The 18740-nt window shown below is 68.1% G+C and carries 21 protein-coding genes and 2 tRNA genes; 7 read left to right on the forward strand and 16 right to left on the reverse strand.

Annotated elements, in window-relative coordinates; all coding sequences use genetic code 11:
- Positions 1-1045 (forward strand): NADH:flavin oxidoreductase (locus tag B3E43_RS06665; protein WP_292027789.1); only part of this gene is annotated, 1045 nt, incomplete at its 5' end.
- 117 nt (positions 1046-1162) lie between these two features.
- Here B3E43_RS06665 and B3E43_RS06670 read toward each other — a convergent pair.
- The 6 genes from B3E43_RS06670 to B3E43_RS06695 form a co-directional block, all read right to left on the reverse strand.
- Entirely contained in the window at positions 1163-1483 is a 321-nt protein-coding gene (locus B3E43_RS06670) for a YbjQ family protein (RefSeq protein WP_292027792.1), read from the reverse strand.
- A 2-nt stretch (positions 1484-1485) separates the two neighbouring features.
- Complete coding sequence (locus B3E43_RS06675) at positions 1486-2001, reverse strand: dihydrofolate reductase (RefSeq protein WP_292027794.1); 516 nt, start codon at positions 1999-2001, stop codon at positions 1486-1488.
- A gap of 56 nt (positions 2002-2057) precedes the next feature.
- The gene (locus tag B3E43_RS06680; protein ID WP_292027795.1) at positions 2058-2726 is read right to left on the reverse strand and encodes an aquaporin; all 669 of its coding nucleotides are present in this window, start codon (positions 2724-2726) and stop codon (positions 2058-2060) included.
- Positions 2727-2800: 74 nt separating this feature from the next.
- The gene (locus tag B3E43_RS06685) at positions 2801-3121 is read right to left on the reverse strand and encodes a phosphoribosyl-ATP pyrophosphohydrolase (protein ID WP_292027797.1); all 321 of its coding nucleotides are present in this window, start codon (positions 3119-3121) and stop codon (positions 2801-2803) included.
- A complete protein-coding gene (locus B3E43_RS06690) occupies positions 3121-3978 on the reverse strand; it encodes a thymidylate synthase (RefSeq protein WP_292027798.1) in 858 nt (285 codons plus the stop codon). The genes B3E43_RS06685 and B3E43_RS06690 overlap by 1 nt, the downstream gene beginning before the upstream one ends.
- Before the next feature lie 94 nt (positions 3979-4072).
- Positions 4073-4624 (reverse strand): DUF924 family protein, encoded by a 552-nt coding sequence (locus tag B3E43_RS06695; protein WP_292027801.1) that lies wholly within the window; start codon positions 4622-4624, stop codon positions 4073-4075.
- On the opposite strand from B3E43_RS06695, the gene ilvC reads away from it, so the two are divergent.
- Positions 4623-5639, forward strand: coding sequence for a ketol-acid reductoisomerase (gene ilvC / locus B3E43_RS06700; RefSeq protein WP_292027803.1), 1017 nt, complete (start codon positions 4623-4625; stop codon positions 5637-5639). The genes B3E43_RS06695 and ilvC overlap by 2 nt on opposite strands.
- Before the next feature lies 1 nt (position 5640).
- Here the strand turns inward: ilvC and B3E43_RS06705 are convergent, their stop codons facing one another.
- The 4 genes from B3E43_RS06705 to B3E43_RS06720 form a co-directional block, all read right to left on the reverse strand.
- The gene (locus B3E43_RS06705; protein WP_292027805.1) at positions 5641-6675 is read right to left on the reverse strand and encodes an ABC transporter ATP-binding protein; all 1035 of its coding nucleotides are present in this window, start codon (positions 6673-6675) and stop codon (positions 5641-5643) included.
- Entirely contained in the window at positions 6672-8216 is a 1545-nt protein-coding gene (locus tag B3E43_RS06710) for an ABC transporter permease (RefSeq protein WP_292027807.1), read from the reverse strand. The genes B3E43_RS06705 and B3E43_RS06710 overlap by 4 nt, the downstream gene beginning before the upstream one ends.
- 41 nt (positions 8217-8257) lie before the next feature.
- A complete protein-coding gene (locus B3E43_RS06715; RefSeq protein ID WP_292027811.1) occupies positions 8258-9310 on the reverse strand; it encodes an extracellular solute-binding protein in 1053 nt (350 codons plus the stop codon).
- A 117-nt stretch (positions 9311-9427) separates the two neighbouring features.
- A tRNA-Pro gene (locus B3E43_RS06720) sits at positions 9428-9504 on the reverse strand.
- A gap of 156 nt (positions 9505-9660) precedes the next feature.
- On the opposite strand from B3E43_RS06720, the gene B3E43_RS06725 reads away from it, so the two are divergent.
- Positions 9661-9734, forward strand: a tRNA-Gln gene (locus tag B3E43_RS06725).
- 189 nt (positions 9735-9923) lie between these two features.
- Positions 9924-10379 (forward strand): response regulator, encoded by a 456-nt coding sequence (locus tag B3E43_RS06730; protein ID WP_292027813.1) that lies wholly within the window; start codon positions 9924-9926, stop codon positions 10377-10379.
- Between the two features lie 30 nt (positions 10380-10409).
- Here the strand turns inward: B3E43_RS06730 and B3E43_RS06735 are convergent, their stop codons facing one another.
- Both B3E43_RS06735 and B3E43_RS06740 read right to left on the reverse strand, forming a co-directional pair.
- Positions 10410-11576: a hypothetical protein gene (locus B3E43_RS06735; protein ID WP_292027814.1), complete on the reverse strand. Its 1167-nt coding sequence runs from the start codon at positions 11574-11576 to the stop codon at positions 10410-10412.
- A gap of 601 nt (positions 11577-12177) precedes the next feature.
- Positions 12178-12735, reverse strand: coding sequence for a GNAT family N-acetyltransferase (locus tag B3E43_RS06740; RefSeq protein ID WP_292027816.1), 558 nt, complete (start codon positions 12733-12735; stop codon positions 12178-12180).
- 95 nt (positions 12736-12830) lie between these two features.
- On the opposite strand from B3E43_RS06740, the gene B3E43_RS06745 reads away from it, so the two are divergent.
- A complete protein-coding gene (locus B3E43_RS06745) occupies positions 12831-13298 on the forward strand; it encodes a DUF1036 domain-containing protein (RefSeq protein WP_292027819.1) in 468 nt (155 codons plus the stop codon).
- A 15-nt stretch (positions 13299-13313) separates the two neighbouring features.
- Here the strand turns inward: B3E43_RS06745 and B3E43_RS06750 are convergent, their stop codons facing one another.
- The gene (locus tag B3E43_RS06750) at positions 13314-15494 is read right to left on the reverse strand and encodes a S9 family peptidase (RefSeq protein ID WP_292027821.1); all 2181 of its coding nucleotides are present in this window, start codon (positions 15492-15494) and stop codon (positions 13314-13316) included.
- 86 nt (positions 15495-15580) lie between these two features.
- On the opposite strand from B3E43_RS06750, the gene B3E43_RS06755 reads away from it, so the two are divergent.
- Positions 15581-16426: a trypsin-like serine peptidase gene (locus B3E43_RS06755; RefSeq protein WP_292027822.1), complete on the forward strand. Its 846-nt coding sequence runs from the start codon at positions 15581-15583 to the stop codon at positions 16424-16426.
- A gap of 72 nt (positions 16427-16498) precedes the next feature.
- On the opposite strand, the gene B3E43_RS06760 is transcribed toward B3E43_RS06755, so the two are convergent.
- The 3 genes from B3E43_RS06760 to B3E43_RS06770 are packed head-to-tail and all read right to left on the reverse strand — an operon-like array spanning position 16499 to position 18516.
- A complete protein-coding gene (locus B3E43_RS06760; protein WP_292027824.1) occupies positions 16499-17368 on the reverse strand; it encodes an NAD(P)-dependent oxidoreductase in 870 nt (289 codons plus the stop codon).
- Entirely contained in the window at positions 17365-17862 is a 498-nt protein-coding gene (locus B3E43_RS06765) for a flavin reductase family protein (protein WP_292027826.1), read from the reverse strand. Before B3E43_RS06765 ends, B3E43_RS06760 begins: the two co-directional genes overlap by 4 nt.
- A 39-nt stretch (positions 17863-17901) precedes the next feature.
- Positions 17902-18516, reverse strand: a complete 615-nt coding sequence (locus B3E43_RS06770) for a DUF922 domain-containing protein (RefSeq protein WP_292027828.1) — start codon at positions 18514-18516, stop codon at positions 17902-17904.
- A 95-nt stretch (positions 18517-18611) separates the two neighbouring features.
- On the opposite strand from B3E43_RS06770, the gene B3E43_RS06775 reads away from it, so the two are divergent.
- Positions 18612-18740, forward strand: a 129-nt coding sequence (locus B3E43_RS06775) for a flagellar motor protein MotB (protein WP_292028130.1), incomplete at its 3' end; no start/stop codon positions are given.

Consider the following 18740-nt stretch of genomic DNA (forward strand, 5'->3'; position numbering starts at 1 on the left):
CAACCGCATCGTCATGGCGCCGATGACGCGGTCCTTCTCGCCGGGCGGCATCCCGACCAGCGACGTGGCCGGCTACTATCGCCGCCGGGCCGAGGGGCAGGTGGGCCTGATCATCACCGAGGGCACGGTCGTCGAGCGTCCCGCCGCCCGCAACGACCCGAAGGTGCCGGTCTTCCACGGCGAGGCCCTGCCCGAATGGAAGAAGGTGGTCGAGGAAGTCCACGCTGCCGGCGGCCTGATCGCGCCCCAACTCTGGCATGTCGGAGCCGCACGGGGGCAGGGGGCCGACTGGACGCCGCTCGGCAAGGTCGACAGTCCTTCGGGCCTGACCGCCCCGGGCAAGCAGAAATATGAGCCGATGACCGAAGAGGACATCGCCGACACCATCGCGGCCTTCGGCGCCTCCGCCCGGGCTTCGCGCGAGCTGGGCTTTGATGCCGCCGAGATCCATTCGGCCCATGGCTATCTGATCGACCAGTTTTACTGGAACGGCCTCAATTCCCGCGGAGACCGCTGGGGTGGCCCCTCGATCGCCGAGCGTGCCCGTTTCGGGGTCGAGGTGGTCAAGGCCGTGCGCGAAGGTCTCGGGCCGGACATTCCGCTGATCATCCGGCTTTCCCAGTGGAAGCAGCAGGATTTCGAGGCGAAGATCGCCCTGAACCCTGACGAAATGGCCGAATGGCTGCTTCCGCTCTCGGATGCGGGCGTCGATGTCTTCCACTGTTCACAGCGCCGGTTCTGGGAGCCGGAGTTCCACGGATCCGACCTGAATTTCGCGGGCTGGGCGAAGGTCATCACCGGCAAGCCGACCATCAGCGTCGGCTCGGTTGGACTGGATGGCGAGTTCATCGCCGCCTTTGGCGGCGCCGGGTCCCGTCCGGCCTCACTGGAAGGCCTGATTCAGCGCATGGAGCGCGAGGAGTTCGACCTGATAGCGGTCGGCCGTGCGCTTCTGGCCGATCCCAACTGGGTGGTGAAGGTCCGCGACGGCCGTCAGGACGAGTTGAAGGATTTCGAGCGGTCAGCGATGATGACGCTGAGCTGAGGCTGAGGGCTTGGGAATTAGGGCTTAGGAATTAGAAGATTGGCGGCAGTCCCGACGAAGTCGGCTGAACAGCTCCCGTCCCTAATTCCTAATTCCTAAGCCCTACGGGCCTAATCCCTAGTCCCCCTCCACCACCACCGCCGTCCCGTAGGCCAGCACCTCGGTGACGCCTTCCATGATCTCATTGGCCTCGTAACGCATGGCGATCACGGCGTTGGCGCCCATGGCCTGCGCGTGCTCGACCATCTCCTGCAGGGCCTCGGCCCGCGAGGTCTCGGCCAGTTTGACATAGGTCTCGACCCGTCCGCCCAGCATCGACTGGAGCCCGCCGACCATGTCGCTGATGGCGTTGCGCGACCGCACCGTGATGCCCCGCACCAGCCCCAGCGTCTTCACGACCCGATAGCCGGGCGCCTCGTTGGTCGTCACGATCAGCATGGTCATTTCCTTTCGAGAACCCGGAAGACGAAGGGGTGGTCGTCCTTCTCGCCCGCCGGATGGGCCTCGGACGATACCTCGATCCACGCCCCCTCGTCGAACGACGGGAACAGGACGTCGCCCTCCGGCTCGGCGTCGATCTCGGTCAGATAGATGCGTCGCGCCCGCGGCAGGGCCTTTTCGAACAGGGCCACGCCGCCGATGACGCAGATCTCACCGATCCCGTCGTCCTCGGCCGTCTCGCGCGCGATCTCGACCGCCTCATCCAGCGTCGTACAGACCACGGCTCCACGGGCCGTGAAGGACTCATCGCGCGACAGGATCAGGTTCAGCCGGCCCGGCAGGGGCTTGAGCGGCAGGCTCTCCCAGGTCTTGCGGCCCATGATGCAGGGCTTGCCCAGGGTGATCGCCTTGAACCGCTGCAGGTCACTGCGCAGCCGCCACGGCAGGTCGCCATCCCGTCCGATCACGCCATTGCGGGCGCGGGCGACGACGAGAACGAGTTGGGGCAGGGCCAAGCGGACCTCGGAAAAACAGGCGACGGCCCGACCGGCCGCCGCCCGTTCTTACAGCCTCAGGCGTCGGGTTCCAGCACCTTGAACCGGAACAGCAGCGCCCCGAGCACCGCGCCGATGGCGGGCGCGACGAAGAACAGCCAGACCTGACTCAAGGCCTCGCCGCCCTGCAGCACGGCCGGGCCGAAGCTGCGGGCCGGATTGACCGACACTCCGGTCACCTGGATGCCGACGATATGGATCACCGCCAAGGTCAGGCCGATGGCCAGACCCGCGAACGCGCCCTGACCCTTGGCTCCGGTCACGCCGAGAATGACGATGACGAAGATGGCCGTGGCCACCACCTCGAAGATGAGCGCCGCCTGCATGCCGTATCCCCCCGGCGATCCGCCGTCGAAACCGTTGGCTCCCAGGCTGGCGTAACCGCCCGAGGAGATCTGGCCGAGGATGACCGCGCCCGCGACGGCGCCGAGGATCTGCGCCACCCAGTACAGACCCATGTCCTTCAGCGACATCCGTCCGGCGATGAAGGCCGCGAGGCTGACGGCCGGATTGACGTGGCATCCCGACACCGGCCCGATGCCGTAGGCCATGGCCACGATGGCGAGACCGAAGGCCAGCGAAACCGCCAGCTGGTCGAACGGCGCCGGCCCCAGCACCGCCGCCCCGCACCCGAACAGAACCAGCACCATTGTGCCGATGAACTCGGCCGAAAACTTCTTCACCATGGCAACCTCCCCGTTGCTACGGCCCCGCCTTGCGCGGGGTCGAGCGGGAGGGTGGGCCGAGTCTTATGGTGAAGCTAGGTTGACGGAACGCCGGTTTCCGGGTCCAGCCAGTGCAGCCATTTCCGCTGCATCGCCGCCTCGATGTCGATTCCCGCTCGATCGCAATAGATCAGCAGCATCCCCAGCACATCCGCCGCCTCATCGCCCAGCTTGCCCGCGTCCGCCTCGCCGCGGGCCCGCCCGCTCGTCCGCAGATGCTCGGCCGTCAGCTCGCCCAGTTCCTCCTGCACCTTCAGCAGGGCCCAGTCGCCGGACCGGTCAATGCCGTGCTCGCGCGCATAGATGTCGGAGATGCGCAGGACGTCGCCCTGCAAGGCCTTGAGGTCGAGGGTCATCAGACCGCGACCGGCGCCTTGATATGCGGCCAGGGCTCATAGCCCTCGAGCACGAAGTCCTCGAGCGTATAGGCGAACAGGTCGTCCTTCGGCGTGATCGTCATCGTCGGGGCGGGCTGGGGCGCGCGGGCCAGCTGGGTCTCGGCCTGTTCGATGTGGTTTAGATACAGATGCGCGTCGCCGAAGGTGTGGACGAACTCGCCCGGCTTCAGGCCGCAGACCTGGGCCACCATCATGGTCAGGAGGGCATAGGAGGCGATGTTGAACGGCACGCCCAGGAACACATCGGCCGACCGCTGGTACAGCTGGCAGCTCAGCTTGCCGTCGGCGACGAAGAACTGGAACAGGCAGTGGCAGGGCGGCAGGGCCATGTCGTCGACGTCGGCCGGGTTCCAGGCCGAAACGATGTGCCGGCGGCTGTTGGGATTGGTCTTCAGCCCCTCGACCAGTTTCGTGATCTGGTCGATCACCCGCCCGTCCGGCGCCGCCCAGGACCGCCACTGTTTGCCATAGACCGGCCCCAGCTCGCCCTCGGCGTCGGCCCATTCGTTCCAGATCGAAACGCCGTTGTCCTTCAGCCAGCCGATATTGGTCTCGCCGCGCAGGAACCACAGCAGTTCGACGATGATGGACCGCAGGTGCAGCTTCTTGGTGGTCAGGACCGGAAAGCCCTTCGACAGATCAAACCGCATCTGCCGCCCGAACACCCCCAGCGTCCCGGTGCCGGTCCGGTCGTCGCGCCGGCTGCCGTTGTCCAGGATGTCGCGCAGCAGGTTGAGATACTGCCACTCCGGATGATCCGCCGCGACGGCGCCCGTGCGGGATTGCAGATCAGACAGGGCGGCGACGGCGTTCATCCCGGCAGACTGTGCCGATCAGGGTGATTCGCAGAGTCCCGTTTCGTGCCCCCGGGTTCACATCTTGTGGAGCGCCGGGCGGGCCTGTGGACGGTCAGCCCCGGAACCCATCCTCATCCAGAAACGCCTGCTCCTCCGGCGTCGTCTCCCGGCCCAGCGCGCGGTTCCGATGCGGGAAGCGGCCGAAGCGGACGACAACCGCATGGTGGTGCTCCGCCCAGCGGTCGTCCGGCTTGCGGTCCATCCGGGTCTGGAACAGTTCAAGCTGACGATCCTGATCGGCGCGATCCTCCGAATGCTGGAAGGGCAGGTAGAAGAACCGGCGGATATCCCCCTCGGCATGCAGGTCATGCCCGGCCTCCAGCGCGCGTGCGGCGAACATCCGCCCCAGTGGATCGGTGCCGAAGGCGTGGCCCGTGCCCCGGAACGCATTCCTCGGAAACTGGTCCAGCAGGATCATCAGCGCCAGCGACCCTTCAGGGGTCTCCATCCAGTGATCAAGCTCGCGCCGGGCGGCGGCGAAATGCGCCGCCTCGAACCGTTCCCGGAACAGGGCGTCGAAATCGTCGTCCTTGGCGAACCACTTTGAGGGACCGGCCTCTTTCCAGAAGGCGACGACGTCGGAAGGCGTTATGGGTGTGCTCATGTCTGAACACCTAAGCACTCCGCTTCCCGTCTTCCATGACCGCGACTGCGATCTTTCCATCGTGCGCGGCAAGCGCGTGGCCGTGATCGGCTACGGCAGCCAGGGCCGGACCCATGCCCTGAACCTGCGCGACTCCGGCGTCGCCGACATCGTCGTCGGCCTCAAGTCCGGCTCTGCGACCCGGGCGAAAGCCGAAGCCGACGGTTTCGATGTGCTGACCGCCGGCGAGGCCGCCGCCTCGGCCGATGTCGTCGCCGTCATGGTCTCGGACGAGGCCCATCGCGATCTGTGGCGCGACGAACTGGCCCCGGCGATGAAGCCCGGCGCCGCCCTGATCTTCGCCCACGGCCTGTCGGTCCGCTTCGGCCTCGTCGAGCCGCGCCCCGACCTCGACGTCATCCTCGCCTCGCCCAAGGGCATTGGGCCGCGAATCCGCGACCTCTATGTCGAAGGGCAGGGGGTCTTCGCCCTGTTCGGCGTGCATCAGGACGCCAGTGGTGGCGCTCATACGCTGGGTCTTTCCTATGCGGCGGCCCTCGGTTGCGGCCGCAAGGGCATCCTCGAAACCACCTTCGCCGCCGAATGCGAGAGCGACCTGTTCGGCGAGCAGGTCGTGCTGTGCGGCGGAGTCGGCCATCTGATCGACGCGGCCTTCACCAAATTGGTCGAGGCCGGCTATCCGCCCGAGGTGGCCTGGTTCGAATGCTTCTATGAGGTCAAGTTGGTGACCGACCTGATGTTCTCCATGGGCATCGCCGGCGCCTTCGGCCGCATCTCAAACACGGCGGAGTACGGGGCCTATCTGACCGGCCCGCGCATCATCGGCGAGGCCTCGACAGCCGCCATGGACGAGGTCCTGGCCGAGGTCCGCTCGGGCGCCTTCGTCACACAGCTGATGGCCGATTATGACGCCGGCTCGCCCGATCTGCTCGCCCGACGCGCCGCGCTGGGCCGGCGTCCCATCGAGGCGGTCGGGGCGCATCTGGCCGCTGTGGCGGATCGCGCCGGGGACTGAGTCAGTCCGCGACGACGCAGGCCCGCGCCAGCTCGGCCCGAACACGCACCGTCTCGCCCGGTCGGGGTCCGACGCCGGGCGTGTGCAGATGCAGGGAATGGCCGGCCAGATCGGCTCCGATCTCGCTGAAACGCCCGCCGAACCGACAGGTCGTGACCGACGCCTCCGGCCCGTCCGCACTGAGCATCAGATCCTGCGGCCGCAGCAACAGCCACGCCGGCCCGTCCGCCAACCCCGGCGCCGCCGCCGGCCCCCAGGGCGTGGTCGCCGTCCCGCCTGTCACCGTGACCGGCAGGGCGTTGACCTCGCCCAGCAGCCGCGCGGCGGCCCGCGAGACCGGACGCTCGAAACACGCGACCGGCTCGCCCGACTGGATCACCCGCCCGGCGTCCATCAGCACCAGCCGGTCGGCGATCATCAGGGCCTCGGCCGCGTCATGGGTGACGATCAGCACCGCCGCCCCCTCCGCCCGCAGCGCCGCGGTCAGGTCGTCGCGCACCCCCGCCTTCAGATGCGCGTCCAGCCCCGAGAACGGCTCGTCCAGCAGGATCGCCGCCGGCTCCCGCACCAGGCTGCGCGCGAGTGCCACCCGCTGCTGCTCCCCCCCGGACAGGGCGTGGGGCCAATCCATGGCGCGATCCGCCAGCCCGACCCGCTCCAGCGCCGCCATCGCCCTTTCCCGCTGTTCGCTCCGGGGCAGGGCGGTCAGTCCGAACCGCACATTGTCCAACACCGTCAGATGGGGAAACAGGGCATAGTCCTGGAAGACCAGCCCCGTGCCCCGTCGCTCGGGCGAGACCGTATGGCCGGGGCGCGACAGGACCTCGTCCCCGGCCCGGATGACGCCCGCGTCCACCGGCTCCAGCCCGGCGATCAGCCGCAGCAGGGTGCTCTTGCCCGACCCCGACGGGCCCAGCAGGCAGGTGATCCGCCCGACCTCGAGCGTCAGGCTGGCGTCGACCACCGCGGGTCGCGCACCATAGGCGCGGCTCACGCCGTCAACGGTGAGGACGGCGGGGTTGAGGGGATGGGTCATGGGCTTCCCGGCCGGGCATGGGCGACCTTGCGGCTCAACCACAGGACGGGCGGCAGGGCCAGACCCACCAGCATCAGCGACGGCCAGCCGGCGTTGGCCAGCCGCTCGTCGCGGGCATAGTTGTCGGCGATAACGGCGAGGGTGTCGAAATTGAATGGCCGCAGGATCAGGGTGGCGGGCAGCTCCTTCAGCACGTCGATCAGCACCACCAGTCCAGCCGTGAACAGCGCCGGTGCCGCGATCGGCAATTGCACCCGCAGGGCGGCGCGCGTCTCTCCCGCCCCGAGGCCGCGCGCCGCATGGATCATCGACAGCGTCACCCGCGAGAGGCCCGCATCGACCGGCTCCAGCGCCGCCGCCATCAGCCGGGCCGCATAGGCATAGAGCAGCAGCAGGATCCCGGCGGCGACGTTGGCTGACCCGCCCGGGGCCATCGACCACAACCAACCGGCCGGAACCAGCAGCCCTATGGCCATCACCGCCCCCGGCGTCGCATAGCCCACGCTGGCCAGCCGGGCGGTCAGCGGCAGCCGGCGGCTCGCCAGGGCGAGGGCCGTCGCCAGCAGCACGGTCACCAGGGCGCCGCCGACGCCCAGTCCCAGGCTGTTGCGCGCCGCCGCAATCAGCCGCGGCCACTCGGGCGTCACATCCATCGAGGTCCAGGCCAGCCAGCCCGCCGGCAGCAGCAGCCCCAGTCCCAGCAGCGTCAGGCAAAAGCCGGTCGCGGCGGCCGCCTTGACGCCGCGCAAGGCGGTGACCGGAAGCGGCCGCCAGCGCGCTCCGCCGCCGTAGGCCCGGCCGCGCCGTCCGGCTCGCTCGATCCATAGCAACAGCGCCGCCGCACCCAGCAGGGGCAGGGCGAACTGCGCCGCCGAGGCCAGCGAGCCATAGACGAACCAGGCGCGCACGACGCCGGTCGTCAGGGTCTGGACGCTGAGGAACTGCACCGCCCCATAGTCCGCCAGGGTCTCCATCACCGCCAGCGCCACCCCCGCCGCCAGCGCCGGCCGCGCCATCGGCACGGCTACCCGGAAAAAGGCTTGCCGCGCCGTGCAGCCGAGGCTCCGCGCCGCCTCAAGCGCCTGCACCGGCAGGTTCACGAAGGCCGCCCGCATGGCCAGATAGACATAGGGGTAGAAGGCGCAGGAGAGCACGAAGGCTGCGCCCGGCAGACTGCGCAGCTGGATCGGCAGGTCGAACCCGGCGCCGGCGCGCACCCAGATCCTGAGGTCGCCCGCGACGTCGAACAGGTCGGCATAGGCATAGGCAAGGGCGAAGGCCGGCATGGCGAATGGCAGAACCAGCGCCCAGGCGAAGACGTCCCGCCCCGGAAACCGGTGCATCACCACCAGCCAGGCCGCCGCCGTCCCGACCGCCGCCGTGATCACCGCGACGAGCAGCGCCAGACCGGCGGAGGTCGCCGCATAGCGGATCAGGTCCGCCGCCGCGATGTCCGCCGTGCCGCCCGAGGCCGCCGCCGCGACCACCCCGAGGAGCGGCAGCACGCAGACCACGGCCGCCAGGACGCCGATCAGAGTCAACGGCGAGCCGCCCCCCCGGCCGGCCGGACGTGAGGCGGGCGTCAGCGCCAACCGGCCGCCGTCATCAGGGACTGCGCCTCCGACTGGCGGCGGCCAAAGGCGGTCACCGACATGGGATGCGCCGTGAAGTCGCTCCAGTTGCTCACCGGCGCCGGATTGGCCACGCCGTTGGCGGCCGTGAACTCACTGTTGGCGCTGGCGATGATGGTCTGGGCCTCCGCCGTGGTCAGGAATTCGAGGAAGCGCACGGCGTTGTCGCGGTTCGGCGCATGGCGCGCCACGCCGCCGCCCGAGACGTTCACATGGGCGCCCTGACCGGCCAGCGACGGGAAGGCCAGCCTGACCCGTTCGGTGATGGCCCGGTCGCCCGCATCATCGCCGCTGGCGAGGCGGATGAAATAGTAGCTGTTGGTCAGGGCGATCTCGCAGACCCCGGCGCCGACGGCGCGGATCTGGTCACGGTCGCCGCCTTCCGGAGGCCGGGCCATGTTTGCGACCACGCCCCGAACCCAATCGCCGGCCTTCTCCGGCCCCCAGGCCTCGATCAGCGCCCCAACCAGCGACAGGTTGTAGATGCTGTCCGACGAACGGACGCACAGCTTGCCGCGGAAGCGGGGAGAGGCGATCTCCTCATAGGTGTCGACCTCCTCGGGCCGGACCCGCGCCGTGTCATAGGCGACGATCCGCGCGCGGCGCGCCAGGCCGAACCAGTGGCCCTCGGGATCGCGCAGATTGGCGGGAATGGCGCGTGTCAGCGTCGCGGACGTCACCGGCTGCAACAGGCCCGCTTCCTGCGCCCGCCACAGGGCGGCCGCATCCGCCGCGACGAAGACATCGGCGGGGCTGTTGGCGCCTTCGGTGCGCATGCGCGCGATCAACTGGTCGGGGTTGCCATCGACCCGGTTCACCCGCACCCCGGTCCGCTCCTCGAACAGCCGGTAGAGTTGCTGGTCCGCGTCATAGTGGCGGGCCGTATAAAGGTTCAGCTCACCGCCGTTTTCGCCGGCGGCCTTCTTGTCGTCGGCGCCGTCGCCACAGGCGGCGAGGGGCAGGGCAAGCATCAGGGCGGTGGCCAGCAGGGCGCGACGGAACATGGACATCTCCTCGGTGGAGGTTCTGTCTACGAGTTCTGCGAACCAATCGCAACGGACGGAAGGCCGCGGGAACCCGGAGGGCGGCGCCAAATGAAGTAAACCGGGTCTCGGGAAAGATGGTCGGAGTGATAGGATTCGAACCTACGACCCCTGCGTCCCGAACGCAGTGCTCTACCAGACTGAGCCACACTCCGACTTGAGGCGCGGCTTATAGCGAGGGGGTTTGGGGGCCGCAAGCGAGGAAACGAGAGGATTGAAAATAGTCAATTCGGCGGGTGTTGCATCGCCCGCGGCCTTCGCGTATCTCGACCGCCTTCCGGCGCTTCGGCTCCGGGCGACGCCGGACCTGCTGGGGAATGGTGTAATGGTAACACTCCGGTTTTTGGTACCGTCATTCTAGGTTCGAGTCCTAGTTCCCCAGCCATCCGCTTCGCTGCTCCCCGTCAGCCTTCCGACCGATTTCCGGCGTTTCCTCCCGACGTGCGGGCGCGCTCTGCGGCGAGCGCTGTCGAAAAGGCGTCCAGAGGTGAACCGATTGAATATCTGCGCGTTGGGTGTCCGCTAGCGGACACAAACAGTGTTACTGCGTCCGGCTAGCGCCCGGGGGACTGCCGTGTCTGATGTACCCGACCTTCGGGTCCTGATTGTCGAAGACCAGGCTCTTCTCGCCATGGAGCTTGAACTGGTGTTGTCCGAGTCCGGCTGCGAGGTCGTCGGTTGCGCCATGGATCGGGCCGGGGCCTTTGCCATCGCCGCGCGCGACCGGCCTGACCTGGCTCTGGTGGACATCAATCTTCTGGACGGCATGACCGGCCCCGACATCGCGCGGCATCTGGTCAAGGAGTACGGCTCGGCCGTGGTTTTCCTGACCGCCAATCCGGAACAGATCCCCGACGGTTTCGCCGGGGCGCTGGGCGCGGTGTCCAAACCCTTCGACGAGGCCACCATCCTGGGGGTCGTCGCCTTCGCCCGTCATTTCATTCAGCATGGCGCCATAGGCGAGCCCCCGCGCCGCTTCAGCCCGGCCCCCTGGCTGACCGTCCCCCCGACCGGAATCGCGCCGCGCTGAACCGGATGGTCCGCACGGCGCGACGTTTCCTCAGTCGACCTTGAGCCGGGCGAAGATCATCCCCCCGTCGGGATCGCCGCCGTAAAGCGGCTCCAGCCCGTCCGGCACGCTGTTGACGCTGTAAAGCGCGCCCAGACCGAAGCGGACATTCTCCGTCACCCGCCAGTCCCTAACCATGCCGAACGAGGCCTTGGACACGGTATGGAGCGGCCCGTGTCCGCCGCCCGGCCCGGCGACCAGTTCGTCGGTCTCGATCCGCTCCGCCCGCGCAAACAGCGTCCAGGCGCCGTCCGGCGCGAAGGCCGTCTCCGCCAGCCAGGCGTCCTTCGATTCGTCGTGATCGTTGATCTTGCGACCCCAGGCCAGGGTCGACGCCCACCAGCCGTCCGGTCCGACCCGCCGGGTGTGGATTGCGCTGGCAGACAGCTTGGTCTCGTCCTCGTCCGGTTCCAGCTGCTCGGGCCCTGTCACATCAGCGTATGACGCCTGCAGGGACCACTCTGGCGAGGGATTCCACGACGCCCGAACCGCCCAGCTGTCCAGCTCCGGCGTCTCGATGTCATAGCGGTCCTGATCCGGCTCCCGTCCGCGGAACGTCGAGGCCTCCAGCTTGAAGGCGTCATGGACCCAGCCGAGCGTCGCCACGCCGAAGACGATATGGGTCGAGTCCAGCCAGTGATGGGTGATCGGCGCCTCGGGACTGTCCATGGCGCTCATCCGATGCATGAAGGCCGGCGGTCCGAAGGCAGGCTCTCCGGGCAGGCCGATGTAGGCGAAGACGCTGTCCTTCGCGCCCAACCGCCGGGCGTAGGAGGCCGACAACTCCATCACCAGTTCATGCGGGTGCTGCCGGTCGACCAGCGGATTGATCCCGTCCGCCGTCTCGCCGGCGGCCAGCAGGAGCGGGAAGCCCTCCTTGCCCATGAAGGGGTCCGGGCTGAGCATCGCCCGCAGGTTCAGCGTCGAACCGTCGGTGAAATCACGTCGGGCTGCGCCCATGATCATGCCGCTGACAAAGGTCTTCTCGTCGCCCCGCGGTCCGTTCTGCCAGTCATGAACGAGGTTCAGCTGCGCGTGACCCATCAGCGACCAGTCGCCCCTTCGGGAGTGCACGCCGCCGTGTTCGGACACGTCAGGCTGCCAGCTGGTGCCCGAGGCGTCGCGGGTCATCGGCCAGGGACCAAGTGCGCTGGTCATCGGGTGATCCATCGTTGCCATATCGTGGCCGGCGTGAGGATCATCGGGCGGTGTCTGTGTGGCCGCCGGGGGCCCGGCCGGCGGTGCCGAATGGTGTGAATGATCCTGCGCGACAGCGGGCAGGGCCAGCGCGAGCAGGGATGCGCCCGTGAGGAACGCGGAAAGGCGGACAGCCATCATGGCCTCCTGAGAATCATGGACGATCGCGCGCCCGGGAAGGGGCGCAGTGAAGATGGACGCGATCAGATCCTGGGCGGGCCATGTTCCGGGGCGGGCGAAAGGCCGATCGGCAGGCTGGCCGCAGCGGGCGCCAGGGGGGCTCGCAGGACAGACGACCAGGCCGCGCGAAGGCCCCTGCAACGATGGTGTGACGACCCAGGATACACAACATGCCATGGCCGCCATGGCCTTGCCTGACGGGGCAGGGGCCTCGTGTTCCGACGGAGTGGACGACGCCGCCTCATGGCACGGCGCCGGCGCCTCGCTTGTCATGGCCGACGAGGGCAGCACGCCCAGCAGCAGGACCGACAGGGCGCCCAGCAGCATGAGAATGACGTTCAGGTTTCGCACGGCCCCCATCGAGGCCAGTTCAACCGGAGTGTCAAGTAAGGCCGCCGGTCAGATCCAGCCCCGGCGAGTGCGGCGGCCCGCCGTCCGGGTCCAGATCAAACTGCATCAGGGTGACGTCGAGCCAGCGCCCGAATTTCCAGCCAACCTGCCGATAGACGCCCGCGTCCCGGAACCCCAGCGACCGGTGAAGGGCGATCGATGCGGCGCTGGTTTCGCTGTCGCTGATGGCGCCGATCAGGTGCCGCAGGCCACGGTCGCGGGTCCGGGCGATCAGAGCCTCCAGCAGCGCCCGCCCCACGCCCTGCCGCCGCGCATCGGCCTCGACATAGATCGAGACCTCCACCCCGTAGCGGTAGGCCGGTCGCGGTCGGAACGGCGAGAGATAGGCATAGCCGGCGAAGACACCCTCGATCTCCGCGACCAGCCAGGGCAGGGCGTGACGCTGCACCGCAGCCAACCGTTGCGCCATTTCTTCAGGGCCGGGCGGTGTGGTCTCGAAGGTCGCGGTGCCGCCCTCGACCTCGCGGCCGTACAGGGCCGTGATCGCTGGCAGGTCAGCCTCGATTGCGTGTCTCAGTTGCAGGCTCATCAGCCCTCATCGCAACGAAGGAGACCGTCAGCAACTGTCAGTGGCATCATCGCAAATCCTTGATATCCTGACGCCGCCAAGAGGGAGAGGGGATCATGAAAACACGTCTGTTCGTTACGGCGATAGCCGTTTCACTGGTCACCGCCTTGCCCGGCGTGGCCGCCGCCCAGTCCAAGCCCGGCATGGCGCCGCCGGCGCCGGCGCGTCCGGCCACCGTCGATATCCGGGTTTGCAACGAGAGCGGCCGCAACGGGACGGTGGCGATCTCCTACGTAGAGGTGGGCACCGGCCGGTTCATCAACCGCGGCTGGTATGAAGTGGCCAACGGCGTCTGCAGGGCGCTGGTCTCAACCGACAACGCCAATTTCTACATGTACGGCGACACCCTGGACGGCTCGGGTCGGGTCTGGGCAGGCAACCACGCCCTGTGCGTCCAGTATCCCGGGCCCTACACTTTCTGGTCTGACGGCAGCGACACCTGCCCCGCCGGCTACGAGACCCGCGATTTCGTGGTCCTGCGCGCCGACGACGTCGGTCAGTACACCTGGACGCTCACGCCGTAGGGAAGGAGAGGGGGCTCAGACCCTCTCCCACCCCTTGTCGATCGCCCAGACCGCGAAGGCGAAGTCGTGGGCGACCTCCTTCAGGTAGTCGAACCGGCCCGAGGCGCCGCCGTGACCGGCCTCCATATTGATCTTGAGCAGGATCGGCTTGCCTGAGGTCGTGGCCGGCCGCAGCCGCGCCACCCATTTCTCCGGTTCCCAGTAGGTCACACGGGGGTCGGACAGGCCGCCGGTGGCGAGAACCGCCGGATAGGCCATCGGCGCGACCTGATCATACGGGCTGTAGCTCATCATATAGTCATAGGCCTCGGGGTCCTCGATCGGATTGCCCCACTCCGGCCATTCCGGCGGCGTCAGCGGCAGGCTGGTGTCGCTCATGGTGTTGATCACATCCACGAACGGCACCTGGCCGATGATGCCCGCCCACAGGTCCGGACGCATGTTGTTGACTGCCCCCATCAGCAGGCCGCCCGCGGAACCGCCCTGGGCCACGATATGCCCGGCCTTGCCGTGGCCGCTGGATATCAGATGCTCGGCGGCGGCGATGAAGTCGGTGAAGGTGTTCTTCTTGGTGAAGCGCCGGGCGTCCAGGAACCAGCCCCAGCCCTTGTCCGATCCGCCGCGGATATGGGCGATGGCGTAGATCCAGCCCCGATCGACCAGTGACAGCCGGTTGGTCGAGAAACTCGCGGCCATCGGAATCCCGTATGAGCCGTAGCCATAGAGCAGCAGCGGCGCCGAGCCGTCGACCGGCGTCGACCGGCGGCGCAACACCGTCACCGGCACCAGTTCGCCGTCGGGGGCAGGCGCGTTCAGCCGCTCGACCACATAGTCGGCGGCGTCATGACCCGACGGCACCTCCTGCACCTTCCGCAGGGTCCGCTCGCGCGTCGCCAGATCGTAGTCATAGGTCGAGGTCGGGGTGGACGGCGAATTGTAGCCGTAGCGCATGACGGTCGTATCGAACTCCGACGCCCCGCTGAGCGAGAGGGAGTAGGCGGGCTCGTCCACCGCGATCTCGTGCTCGGCGCCGGCGCGGTCGCGGATGACGATCTTCGTATTGGCGTCGGCCCGTTCCTGTCGGCCGATATAGTCCTTCACTAGGCCCACGCCCTCGATGTAGCGGCCCGGCGTATGCGGGACCAGATCGGTCCAGTGCGCCTTGCCGGGCGTCGCCGTCGGGGCCTCGACGATCTTGAAGTCGATCGAGTCGTCGGCGTTGGTGCGGATGATCCAGCGATCGCCCCAGTGGTCGGCCTCGTAGAGCCGTCCGCCATGGCGCGGCTCCAGAACGACCGGCGTCGCGGTCGGCGTGGCGGCCGGAATGACCCGGGCCTCCGACGTCTCCTGGTTGCCGACGGAAATCAGGATGAAGGCGTCATCCGCGGTGCGGCCGACGCCGATGAACATCCCGTCGTCGGTCTCCTCATAGACCAGGGTCGCCTCACCGCCGCGCACCGGGCGGCGGAAGATCTTGTCGGGGCGGCCGTTGTCGTCGCGGTTGGTCCAGAACATCCACTGGCTGTCCGGCGAGAAGGTGAAATTGCCGGTCGCCGAGCCGATCGGATCAGGCAGGACCTCGCCGGTCGCCAGGTCCCTGACGAAGATCTGGTGCACCTCGGACCCCTGGGCGTCCTCGGAATAGGCGAACAGGGCGTGGTCGGGGCTGTGACCGGTCTGGGATACCTCGGAATAGGCCTTGCCCGCGGCCAGGGCGTTGGCGTCGAGCAGCAGTTGCGCCTCGCCGGCGCCGCCACGCGGTTTGCGCATATAGCGCGGGTGCTGATCGCCGGTGCGGTACTCGACGTAGTATTCCCACGGCCCGTCAGGGGAGGGGACCGAGCTGTCCGCCTCCTTGATCCGCCCCTTCATCTCCTCGAACATCGCGGCCTGCAAAGGCAGGGTCGAGACCATCATGGCCTCGCGATAGGCGTTCTCGGCCTCCAGGTGCTCCTTGACGTCGGCCTTGATCAGCGTCGGATCACGCAGCACCGCCTGCCAGTTGTCGTCCTTCATCCACTGATAGTCGTCCGTCCGGACGCGCCCCAGTTGCTCGATGCGGACCGGAATCTTCTTCGCAACGGGCGGGACGGGCGTTCCTTGGGACATCGGGGCTCCGGTAGGGCGGGCGTGAGCGGGAAGGGCCGTTGCGGCGAGCGCAGCGGCGGATGTGGCGAGAAGGTCGCGGCGGTTCATGTCGGTGCCCCTGAATTGACGCCGGACCTTGTGCGCGCGGATGGCCCGCCGTCAAATGAACAAACGCCAATGACGGGCAGGGGACGATGTTCGAACTTCAGACGCCGCCTCAACCCGCCTGGGAGCAGGTGCAGGTCCAGGAGCCTCCGATCGCGGAGCTGGCCGCGCCCGCCTGGGATCTGACCCTCGGTCTGATCAGCGCCACGGTTCAGGTCGACCAGAACAACGGCGACGGCACCCGCCGCGTCGGAACAGCCTTCCTGATCAACGCGCCGCGCCCGGATGGCACGCCCCGAACCGTGCTGGTGACGGCCCACCATGTGCTCGACGGCATGGCCGGTCGCGACGCCCGGATCGGCTGGCGCAGCGAGATGCCGGGCGGCGGCTGGCGGTTCGCGCCCGATCCCTTGCGCATCCGCAACATGATGGGCGACCCGGCCTGGACCAAACATCCTGAGCGCGACATCGCAGTAATGGAGATTTCCGCGCCGCCGGTCTTCGCACGGGCCGCGATCCCGCTGGGATGGTTGGCCAGCGGGGAAGACCTCGACAGCTGGCAGGTCGGGCCGGGCGACGAACTCCTGACCCTCGGCTTTCCGCGCGGCTATTCCTCGAACACGGCGGGATTTCCCATCCTGCGCACCGGGCGGATTGCCTCATGGCCACTGACGCCCGTTCAGAGCTTTCCTGTGTTTCTTATTGATTTTCCGGTCTTTCCCGGAAACTCCGGAGGGCCGGTGTTCTGGACGCCGGCGGCCCGCAAACTGCCGGGTACGGTCCAGCCGGATCATCCGTTCATCGCGGGCGTCCTCACATCCGAGGTGCGCCCGTCGGACGAACCGCTCGGCATCGGTGTGGTGGCTCACGCGGTCTATGTCCGGGAGGCCATCGCCTTGCTCGACGCCGCGCCGACCGTGGGACAGGGGCCGTAGGCGCAGCCCGCCTTGCCAGATCTGTGACGCGCATAAGAGATATTATGCGAAATCAGGGAGCCGTATCCGGCCTCAGGGTTTCCTGACCCGGTCCTGCAGCCGCGCTGCGAGGCTCGAAGTGTCCCAACGTGCCCCGCCCATGGCCTGCACTTCCGAGTAGAACTGGTCCACCAGAGCCGTCAGCGACAGATGCGCGCCGTTGGCCCGCGCCTCATCCAGCACCAGTCCGAGATCCTTGCGCATCCAGTCGACGGCGAAACCGAATTCGAACTGGCCTTCGGCCATCGTTTTCCATCGATTGTCCATCTGCCACGACTGGGCCGCGCCCTTGGAGATGGCGTCATAGGCTGCGGTCGTATCCAGGCCCGCGACCTCGGCGAAATGCACCGCCTCTGCCAGGCCCTGGACGACTCCGGCGATGGCGATCTGGTTGACCATCTTGGTCAACTGGCCCGATCCGGACGGTCCCATGTGTTTCACCGCCTTCGAATAGGCCTTCAGGATTGGCTCGACCCGCGCGAGCGCCTCCGCATCGCCGCCCGCCATGACGCTGAGCTGGCCGTTCTCGGCGCCGGCCTGACCGCCGGAAACCGGTGCGTCGACGAAGGTCCTGTCTTGCTCTGTGGCCGCGGCGGCGATCTGGCGCGCCACCCGGGCCGATGTCGTGGTGTGGTCGACGATCACGGCGTCAGCGGCCAGATGCGGCAGAGCCTCGACCACCACCTGCCGGACGTCGTCGTCATTGCCGACACAGAGAACCAGAAGTTCGGCCCCCTCCGCGGCTTCCGCCACTGTGGTGGCGAACCGACCACCCGTCGCCGCTGCCCAGGCCCGCGCCTTGTCCGGCGAGCGGTTGAAGCCGGCCACTTCATGCCCTGCCTGAACCAGATGCCGCGCCATCGGCCCGCCCATGACGCCCAGTCCCGCGAAACCGATCTTCATGCCCCCGGCTCCTCGGCGACGCCGTAGCGTCCGCGGAAATAGGTGAGCCCTGCCCCCGGCCGCGTCTCAAAGCTCCTCACCGCCCCGACAATGGTCAGGTGATCACCCATCACGATCCGCTCCGTGGCGATGCAGTCCAGTCGCGTCAGGGCGTTCTTCAGCCGCGGGGGCTCACTGCTGGAGCTGTCGAACTCATCTGACGACAGGCGGCAGACGCCCCAGGCGAACCGGTCCGACATCTCGCGGTCCTCGACCGGCAGCATATGAACCGCAAACCGCTCCGCGCCCGCAAAGCCGTCGTGCCGGTCCGAGGCCCGATCGAGGCACCACAGCACCAGCGGCGGCTTCAGGGACACCGAGGTGAAGGAGTTGATCGTGATCCCGTAGGGCCCGTCGGGCGTATGGGCCGTCACGACGCAGACCCCGGTCGCGAACCCGCCCAGCGCCCGGCGATAGGCGGCGGCGTCGAATGCGGGATCAGGCGGGGGGAGCATCACCGACGACTAGGCGAGGGCCTCGCTCGCGGCAAGGCCTCAGGGATAGCGCGCGCCTTCCGTGGCCCCGTGCCTTGTCGTTTCGTCGTACTGACGGTTGGCGTCGCGAATGGCGGCGTCAATCTGGACGCGCGCGGCCTGCATGGTCTCGCAGTTCGGGGCGCCGCGCATGAAGGTGCGGAGCTGATCGATGCCGGCCAGGGCGATGCGGGCGTGATTCTGCTCGTGCGCCGCAAGCCGCGACAGGTAGCGGTCCCAGTTCTCGCGCTCCGATCGACTCAGCGCCTGCCGGGTCGTCAGCTCGGGCAGGGTGATGACGACGTGCGCGGTGACCTCGGCGCTGGCCGGGTCGCATCCACCGTCAGCCGAGCCGCGCCATCGGGTCGAATAGCGCCAAGTGGTCATGCCATCGAACGGGCCGCCTCCCGGTTCGCGCGGCCGGGACCGGTTGATCGATTCGCGGACGCCCCTGGCGCTCCCGCCGCTGACCGGATAGCCGACCAGAACGACACCCGGCATGGCGGCCAGTTCAGGCAGGGCCGCAACCAGCGCCGGCGACGATACGGTGGGCGGCGCGGCGGCGACCACTTCCGGAGGCGGTGCGCCCGCGACCCGTTCCTGCCCCGCCAACAAGGCCATGAGAACTAGAAGCAACCCAACCCCCTCGAACACTACTCTGGATTATCGCAAACGCCTTCTTAACGCGGACTGTCCACCTTATCGAGCAGGTCCTGTTTCGCGAGCCCCCCATGTCCCTGAGCGATCGTCCGATCCTCATCAAGAAGATCAAGAAGGTCTCCGGCGGGGGCCACCATGGCGGCGCCTGGAAGGTCGCCTATGCCGACTTCGTGACGGCCATGATGGCCTTCTTCCTGCTG

The sequence above is a fragment of the Brevundimonas sp. UBA2416 genome (assembly GCF_002343105.1).
Taxonomy (GTDB): Bacteria; Pseudomonadota; Alphaproteobacteria; order Caulobacterales; family Caulobacteraceae; genus Brevundimonas.

Excerpts from the sequence above, each read along its gene's own strand:
- B3E43_RS06765 (WP_292027826.1), bottom strand. The coding sequence starts at position 17,862 with ATGCTCCCCCCGCCTGATCCCGCATTCGACGCCGCCGCCTATCGCCGG.
- B3E43_RS06745 (WP_292027819.1), top strand. The coding sequence starts at position 12,831 with ATGAAAACACGTCTGTTCGTTACGGCGATAGCCGTTTCACTGGTCACC.
- B3E43_RS06705 (WP_292027805.1), bottom strand. The coding sequence starts at position 6,675 with ATGACCCATCCCCTCAACCCCGCCGTCCTCACCGTTGACGGCGTGAGC.
- ilvC (WP_292027803.1), top strand. The coding sequence starts at position 4,623 with ATGTCTGAACACCTAAGCACTCCGCTTCCCGTCTTCCATGACCGCGAC.
- B3E43_RS06755 (WP_292027822.1), top strand. The coding sequence starts at position 15,581 with ATGTTCGAACTTCAGACGCCGCCTCAACCCGCCTGGGAGCAGGTGCAG.
- B3E43_RS06680 (WP_292027795.1), bottom strand. The coding sequence starts at position 2,726 with ATGGTGAAGAAGTTTTCGGCCGAGTTCATCGGCACAATGGTGCTGGTT.
- B3E43_RS06715 (WP_292027811.1), bottom strand. The coding sequence starts at position 9,310 with ATGTTCCGTCGCGCCCTGCTGGCCACCGCCCTGATGCTTGCCCTGCCC.
- B3E43_RS06750 (WP_292027821.1), bottom strand. The coding sequence starts at position 15,494 with ATGAACCGCCGCGACCTTCTCGCCACATCCGCCGCTGCGCTCGCCGCA.
- B3E43_RS06735 (WP_292027814.1), bottom strand. The coding sequence starts at position 11,576 with ATGACCAGCGCACTTGGTCCCTGGCCGATGACCCGCGACGCCTCGGGC.
- B3E43_RS06685 (WP_292027797.1), bottom strand. The coding sequence starts at position 3,121 with ATGACCCTCGACCTCAAGGCCTTGCAGGGCGACGTCCTGCGCATCTCC.
- B3E43_RS06695 (WP_292027801.1), bottom strand. The coding sequence starts at position 4,624 with ATGAGCACACCCATAACGCCTTCCGACGTCGTCGCCTTCTGGAAAGAG.
- B3E43_RS06670 (WP_292027792.1), bottom strand. The coding sequence starts at position 1,483 with ATGCTGATCGTGACGACCAACGAGGCGCCCGGCTATCGGGTCGTGAAG.
- B3E43_RS06690 (WP_292027798.1), bottom strand. The coding sequence starts at position 3,978 with ATGAACGCCGTCGCCGCCCTGTCTGATCTGCAATCCCGCACGGGCGCC.
- B3E43_RS06760 (WP_292027824.1), bottom strand. The coding sequence starts at position 17,368 with ATGAAGATCGGTTTCGCGGGACTGGGCGTCATGGGCGGGCCGATGGCG.
- B3E43_RS06740 (WP_292027816.1), bottom strand. The coding sequence starts at position 12,735 with ATGAGCCTGCAACTGAGACACGCAATCGAGGCTGACCTGCCAGCGATC.